The 7279-nt window shown below is 45.4% G+C and carries 5 protein-coding genes; 3 read left to right on the top strand and 2 right to left on the bottom strand.

The window, feature by feature from the left end; translation table 11 throughout:
• Positions 1-336: 336 nt before the first annotated feature.
• A complete protein-coding gene (locus V7R42_RS18140) occupies positions 337-1224 on the bottom strand; it encodes a TraB/GumN family protein (RefSeq protein ID WP_334021843.1) in 888 nt (295 codons plus the stop codon).
• A 404-nt stretch (positions 1225-1628) separates the two neighbouring features.
• Here V7R42_RS18140 and V7R42_RS18135 point away from each other — a divergent pair, with 404 nt between their 5' ends.
• From V7R42_RS18135 to V7R42_RS18125, 3 genes are all read left to right on the top strand, one after another.
• Positions 1629-2594 (top strand): alpha/beta hydrolase, encoded by a 966-nt coding sequence (locus V7R42_RS18135; RefSeq protein ID WP_334021841.1) that lies wholly within the window; start codon positions 1629-1631, stop codon positions 2592-2594.
• 270 nt (positions 2595-2864) lie between these two features.
• Positions 2865-5078, top strand: a complete 2214-nt coding sequence (locus V7R42_RS18130; protein WP_334021839.1) for a TonB-dependent receptor — start codon at positions 2865-2867, stop codon at positions 5076-5078.
• Positions 5079-5169: 91 nt separating this feature from the next.
• A complete protein-coding gene (locus tag V7R42_RS18125; protein WP_334021837.1) occupies positions 5170-5850 on the top strand; it encodes a Fe2+-dependent dioxygenase in 681 nt (226 codons plus the stop codon).
• Positions 5851-5906: 56 nt separating this feature from the next.
• Here V7R42_RS18125 and V7R42_RS18120 read toward each other — a convergent pair whose 3' ends face one another.
• Complete coding sequence (locus tag V7R42_RS18120) at positions 5907-7004, bottom strand: alpha-hydroxy acid oxidase (RefSeq protein ID WP_334021835.1); 1098 nt, start codon at positions 7002-7004, stop codon at positions 5907-5909.
• Between the last annotated feature and the right edge of the window lie 275 nt (positions 7005-7279).

The raw sequence follows: 7279 nt of genomic DNA, 5'->3' as shown, positions 1-7279 counted from the left end.
GCGCACTTAGGTGCGCTTTTTTTATGCCTGCGATTTAGTTCGTGATTGTTGTGCCCTCTGAAACACGCCGTAAACCCATCCATGGGGGCTCCGACACCGCGTCCCTGCGGTGTCGGGTTTCAGAGGGCACAACAATCACTCCCTTCTCGAAGCATATCAAAACATTTGAGGGGGAGAAGAAGTAACACGCCGTAAACCCATCCTTGCTTTTATGTAAGAGCTCCGATACCGCATCCCTACGGTGTCAGGTTTAGAAAGCGATTTCCCTCTGTAATAGACATAAAAAAGCTAGGACTATGCCTAGCTTTGATATTTAGGTCGGTAGCAACAAGGGGGTTACATTTGCTCGACTTTGTAGCCTTTCGCTTTTAATAAGGCGATAACACTGTCATCGCCAACTAGGTGGCCAGCACCGACTAAGACAAATTCTTGGTCATCATCGCCAAACATGGCTTCGATTTGAGGTAACCAGTTTTGGTTGCGCTTAGTAAAAACATCGTAGTACGAAGCGGGAGATTCACGTTTGAATGTGTCTACCACCAGTTCATCGATTTTCTGAGTATTCCCTTCTCTCCATGCTTTTATGGTGCTTTTAAGCATGTCTTTTAGCTCTGGTAACGTTTCCAAAGTTTCAGAGATGAGACGGTCTTCTTCACCAGCTCCCATATTTGCTAGCATATTGATTTGAAAATCTAACGATTCCAGATATTCACTGGCTTTTCCGTCGCGAGCAGCTAACTGCATGAAGTAGGCATCTACACCTTGTCCAGCTAACTGAGAGCGTTGTGCTTCCATAGCTACCAGCATTGATGCAACCATGCCTGGCTTAAATTGCGCAAACTGATCGGCTGTTGCGCCAAAGTTGGCTAAATAAACATTGAGAGCCTGATAGGTCTCTTCTGATACATCATCTTTAAGCGACTTACCGTCTTTGTAAGCTAGCCCAGCCATCATTTTTTGCTGACCTTCAATATCCGTTGGGGCAGGCATTTTTACTTCAAAAACTAATGTGTCACTTTTTTCATAGGTTTCAGTGAACGTAGCGGGCAATGGAAATTCAGAGATTGGCAGAATATGTATTGTACCACCTACATAAACCGCATCATCGCCTTTCGACACTTTCCAAACCGAGGTCTGGTCGTGCTCTACATTTCCTGCAAAGGCTGTTGCCGAAATAGCGAAACTTGCCGCCATTGCCCATTTACGAAGGGGGATTCTTTTCATTGTATATATCCTTATTAATTATTCTACCAAGATGTCTTAGAGTGTATTGGCTACATGCAGCTTAATTCTTCCTGTCTGCCCTCAAAACACACTGCGCTCGACCAGTATTTCCAATCATATCAGATGCACAACCAAGTAAGGACTGATCTTCAATACAGATTTATTACTCTTTGTTGTGTCACCTTGATGTAGAACCACTATACCTGCGGTAACACGCCGCGATTACGAACATTTCAACTCTCGCTGAGTGGGTAGTTATCTGTGCGGACTGGTATAAACTATATGTTGAAGCTTCAGGCGAGTTAATACGTTACGCTATGCACTCCATATTCGGTGTAGGCTGGTAGGATTTATACATTCTTGGCACCAACTCGCTGCTTATTAACTTTAACACTGCAAAAATAATGTCAAAACCTAACGTACCAAAAACACAAACCGTTAGTGATGCTCTTAAGCATGCTCTCGAAAAATTTCCGACGACACCTATCGCAGAGGTTAAGGCAACGGTACCTCAAGATGCTGCTAGCTGGCGGGAGCTCGTGCAGCAACGAAATGCGCAGCAAAAGAAAAAAATAAAGAACATGCGCAAACAATTAGATGTCAGTGTAGAGTTACTGGAAATAGCCGGTGTAACAGTTCGTAAGCTCACGCCGAAAGAGGTGTCACCGCATTTTGAAAACCATGTTTATCTAGACGTACATGGCGGAGCCTATGTATTTTTTGGTGGCTTACCGAGTATTGAAGAAGGGTTATTGATTGCATCGCGGTTAGGAATAACCGTATTGAGTGTAGATTACACTATGCCGCCGCATGCACCAGCACCTGCCGCGCTTTGTGATTTAAAAGCTGTATACCTCGCGCTTTTAGATAGCGTTGACACTCATCGCATCCTCATTGGAGGGACATCCGCAGGCGCCGGGCTGGTTCTTGCGCTTATACAATCACTGGCCGCCGAGAGTATAAGCCTTCCTTGCGCTATCTATACAGGCACACCATGGGTAGATTTAACACAGGCAGGGGATAGTCGACAAGTTAATGAAGGTGCTGATCGTGTACTGGTTACCTACGAAGGACTACTACAATCTGCGGCAGCGCTTTACGCTGGAACTGTCGATTTATCACACCCTAGTGTTTCGCCTATTTATGGTGACTTTACTTCGTTTCCGCCTGTTTTCATCGTGTCAGGAACACGCGATCTATTTTTAAGTGATGCAGTCCGTCTGCATAGAAAAATTCGCGATTTCAACGGTACGAGTCAACTTGAGATTGTGGAAGGCCTGTCTCACGCAGAGTACCTTTTTGCTTACGAAACGCCAGAGTCCTACATGGTCTATAATGAACTTCGAACGTTCTTTCTACAGCATCTCTAACTGAACCTCCCTAACCTTTATCAGGACAAATCAAATTTTTATTCATTGAAGGAAAGCATTTTATAGCTTTTGCCTGTTAATCAGACAAGCAAAAGTCAGCCGTTCAATGGCGCAAGACGTCAGTTTTGCGTAAATGTGAAAAAGCGCATGCAAATAATAATAATTTGCATTTAGAGTGAAGTCTCTGTATTTTACTTCGTGCCAAAATTCAACTCGGTACATTTAGGCATTTAATCACACACTTAAAAGCACTAAAGGGACTTCTTTTTCATGAAGAAAATGAATACAAAAAAAAGCGCACTCGCGCTGACAGTCACCGCAGCAATACCATTTGGAACTGCACTCGCTCAACAAGAGAATACCGCCGTTCACGAATTAGAAACCACTAAGGTTCAGGCTACCGAAGAAGCGGGTTATAAAGTTGACGAAACCTCTTCAGTAAAGCTAACGCAACCCATCGCAAATACCCCTCGTTCGATCAACGTTATTTCTGAACGCCTTCTTGAAGATCAGGGGATTACAAACTTAAACGATGCGCTTCGGAACGTTGCAGGCGTATCAACGTTTGGTGGTGGTGAAGGTGGTGGTGGTGTCGTGTCTGCCAGCGACAAGGTCACCATTCGTGGTTTTGATGCACGCTCAAATATCTATGTAGACGGTATTCGCGATATAGCTGGTTACAGCCGCGATACTTTCAACTACGAAGCTGTAGAAGTTATCAAGGGCGGAAGCGGCTCGTTAGACGGTCGCTCTACCGGTGGTGGTAGCGTTAACCTGGCAACTAAACGTGCGCGACTTGAAGATTTTGGTGCAGTGTCAGGTCGCTATGACTCTTTCGAAAACGCACGTGTAACACTGGATTACAATAAGAAGCTTTCTGAGAATGTTGCGGGCCGTTTAAACCTGTTATACAGCGATGGCGGTGACTTCTTTGACAATGGCGTTGAGGAATACCAAACCACTGGAGTGGCGGGCTCATTACTTTATAAAGTGAATGAAGCAACAGACATAAACCTTGATGTATTTGTGATGGAGCAGGATAACGTTCCGGTGCTTGGTCTTCCCTTCCTAACTTCAGCGGCTGCAGAAGCTACAGGTCAGCCCGAAGGACCGATAGATTCGGGTTTATGGGACGAATATTACAGTGTGCCGGGCCGCGACTTCGAAGAAGTGTCGACACAAATGTACACCTTAGTTATCAATCACAAAGTAAACGACGTGGTAACGCTTCGTAGCCAAACCCGTTTTGGTAGCAACGAAAAAGAGTCAGTAATTGGTCGTCCGTGGTGGAATTCAGGTGAAGAAGCTAACCTATTGAATGCTGAGCGCTTGCAAGCATTGGACGAAGAGACTGATTTATTTGTATCACAACTAGACGCAATTCTTTCGCTTGAATCTGGGGCTTTGAAGCATCGAGTAGTGCTGGGTGCAGAAGTAGCAGAAGAAGAGCGTACCAGTTTTGGTGTGACAGCAAATTACACCTATGTCGATGGGCAAGGCAATGTGTTGGAAGCTCCCACCATTAACCCTTTCGACTTGCAATACAACGTGTTTGTAACAGGTGGTACAACGCATAGCGGCAATGACACTTCGGGTGATGCGAGCACGGTAGCCTTATATCTTCTAGATACCATCAAAGTCGGTGAGCACCTTCAAGTAGACATAAACGCGCGTTATGACGATTTTGATATCTCCGGTTCTGCGTGTGGTCGACGTAGCGGTTGTTTCGATGGGCTCGACGCTCAAGACAGCTACTTTAGCTACGGTGCAGCGGTGAGCTATATGCCTACAGAGAACGGTAATATTTACCTAAGTCACAGTAATTCTAAGCAGCCGCCCGGCGTGGCGTTAGCGCTATCAACCAACGCCGCGCAAAATGCGGTAAGGCCTGAAAATGCAGTAACCACTGAACTAGGTGTGAAATGGCAGTTCTTTAACGACCAGCTACTTGTTAGCGGTGCTGTGTTTGAAACTACGAAAGACGTGGTCGATTCACAAAATATTGAAGACGGTGTCACAGTGTATTCGCTAGCGGGTGAGCAAGAGTCTAAAGGCTATGAAGTCAGCGTTACAGGTATGCTAACGGACTCACTATCAATCTCTGCAAACTATGCGAGTTTAGATACTGAAGTTACCCAGGACACGACAGCGGATTCTATCGGTAACGGTCTACAAGCGTCGCCAGATGATACGGCAAACATTTGGGTTAACTATGCTGCAATGGATAACAAACTGAATGTGGGCGGTGGTATCTATTACAACTCTGGTGAAACCTACTGGCGCAGAAATACGGCTTATTTCACGGTCGATTCTTACACTACGCTTTTCTTAATGGCGTCTTATCAAGTCACTGAAGACCTAAAACTTCAGTTGAACGTGGATAATTTAACAGATGAGGAATACGTGGTGGATTACAGCGCTAAAGGGCACTTCCGTCCAGGTAACCCACGAAGTGTCGCTGTTTTCGCTAACTATACTTTCTAATTGAGTATTCGCTATTATAAAACCAGCCTTAGGTAAAAAGACCTCAGGCTGGTTTTTTATATTTTACTCGCTTTGTCACAATGGGAACATAATGCTGGTTAGAATTGAGAACTTCCTTACCAAACAAGAAGTCACCGATGCGGTGTCGCTTCTTGAGAAAGCCGATTGGGTTGATGGCGCTGTAACAGCGGGGCATTTAGCGTTACATGCCAAGAAAAACTTGCAGTTGCCTGAAGATTCTCCCACGGCACGCCAGCTGGGAGATTTCATTTTGAGCTTGATGGGGCAGTCGCAGCATATTCTCGCAGCAGGACTACCAAACAAAATATACCCTCCCATGTTCAACTGTTATCAGAGTGAAGGAGAGTTTGGCGATCATATCGACAATACCATTAGGCGGGTGTCAGGAACGGCTGTAAAAGTTCGTACAGATATCTCAATGACAGTTTTTCTTAGTGAGCCCGAAGAATACGAAGGGGGAGAGCTCGTAATCCAAGATACCTATGGAGAACAACGTGTTAAGTTCGCTGCGGGCGATATGGTGATGTATCCCTCGACTAGCTTACATAGAGTGACGCCAGTTACAAAGGGCCGTCGACTCGCATCCTTTTTTTGGATGCAAAGTTTAGTGAGAAGTGCTGAACAACGCCGTATTCTGTACGACTTGGATATGAGTATTCAGGCACTTAGCGCCGAGACTCCTAATAACGCTGAAATTGTCAGGCTTTCGGGTGTGTATCACAATCTGTTAAGACAGTGGAGTGAAACCTAAGCTTATAGACTTGCAAGTAGTGCGTGTTTGCGCGGTGAAATTTTCTAAGAAATTATCTAAGCTGTGGGCCATAAACAGTGTTTATTTATTTCTTCTATAGAGCCTACGCCGCAAAGCGCCATTGTCATTTCAAGCTCGTCTCTCAACAATCGAATAGTGTGAGCTACCCCTAATGCCCCCGCCGTGGCCAATCCGTACATGAGAGGCCGGCCAATAAGCACGGCGTTAGCACCAAGTGCAATAAGCTTCACCACATCAGCGCCTCTGCGCACACCGCTGTCGGCCAATACCATCATTTCATCGCCAACCGTTTGGCGAATAATAGGAAGCATTTCTACCGGTGAAGGTACGCTATCCAAAGCGCGACCTCCGTGATTCGACACTACGATGCCCGCTGCGCCAAGTTCCGCAGCCTTTTGAGCGTCAAATGGATTAAGAATGCCTTTTAACACAATAGGCAATAACGTGTGTTGCTGGATAAAAGCAATATCGTCCCACGTAGGAGCTTGTGCCATAAGCCCTTGGAACACGATGCTCTTGCCTTCTCCTGGGTGCACTAAGGGAGAAAGCGTATCTATATTGACGGCGCGAACATGTGAGGGTAGCGAAAATTCCACTCTTTGCTCACGATTGCGCAAGCCATTAATCGGTGCATCGATAGTAATGACCAATGCTGAAAACTGAAAGTGTTCTGCTTTTTGTATGAGTTCTAAGGTTTGTGAACGGGTAGGTTGCACATAGAGTTGAAACCAGCGAGGGCTCTCCACCTGACTTGATATCTCCCCAAAGGAGCGACTGGCCAATGTGCTCATAACCCACAAGCCGCCTTGTGCATGCGTTGCCATTGCCGTTGCAATCTCACCATCGGGATGCGCCAGGGTCTGATATGCAACGGGGCCGGAAATAATTGGATGCTCAAACTGTTGTCCTAACAGCGTGGTTTTTGTTCCGCCCTTGGAGACGTCACACAAAGCGCGGGGAAGTAAACACAGGTCATCGAGCTTTTCACGATTTCTTCGCATCGACAATTCATCTGCAGAGCCACCGGAAATATACGCCCACGATTGTGGAGTTAGTCTCTCACGAGCCAGGTTCTCGTAGTCAGATAACGCAGCAAGTGTCGGTGGAATGGCATTCAATGGTGTTTTAAGCATATTCGTCAGTTTCATGTAAAGAAAATAAAAAGCCTTTCAACATTAATTAAATTGCAAATGATAATAATTGTTATTAAGATGCATGGCGATTTGAGCATGATTATCCGCTTCTTGCAAACAAGAAAAGAAATAAAGCAATAATTAAACCCTACGAAAGGCAAGGGTGTGCATATTTCTGCGGATAGTCTCATTTTTGGGCGTTCTTTCTTGAAATAACAATAATCACATTAGCAGCCCTAACTCAAATACATAGAGCTTTACTTCCAGCTGGTTTA

Source organism: Alteromonas sp. S015, from assembly GCF_036864485.1.
Lineage (GTDB): Bacteria > Pseudomonadota > Gammaproteobacteria > Enterobacterales > Alteromonadaceae > Alteromonas.
This window is presented reverse-complemented; position numbering and strand designations above follow the sequence as displayed.

Bases quoted from the DNA above. Each gene is read 5' to 3' on its own strand.
- V7R42_RS18140 (WP_334021843.1), bottom strand. From the start codon at position 1,224: ATGAAAAGAATCCCCCTTCGTAAATGGGCAATGGCGGCAAGTTTCGCT.
- V7R42_RS18135 (WP_334021841.1), top strand. From the start codon at position 1,629: ATGTCAAAACCTAACGTACCAAAAACACAAACCGTTAGTGATGCTCTT.
- V7R42_RS18130 (WP_334021839.1), top strand. From the start codon at position 2,865: ATGAAGAAAATGAATACAAAAAAAAGCGCACTCGCGCTGACAGTCACC.
- V7R42_RS18125 (WP_334021837.1), top strand. From the start codon at position 5,170: ATGCTGGTTAGAATTGAGAACTTCCTTACCAAACAAGAAGTCACCGAT.
- V7R42_RS18120 (WP_334021835.1), bottom strand. From the start codon at position 7,004: ATGCTTAAAACACCATTGAATGCCATTCCACCGACACTTGCTGCGTTA.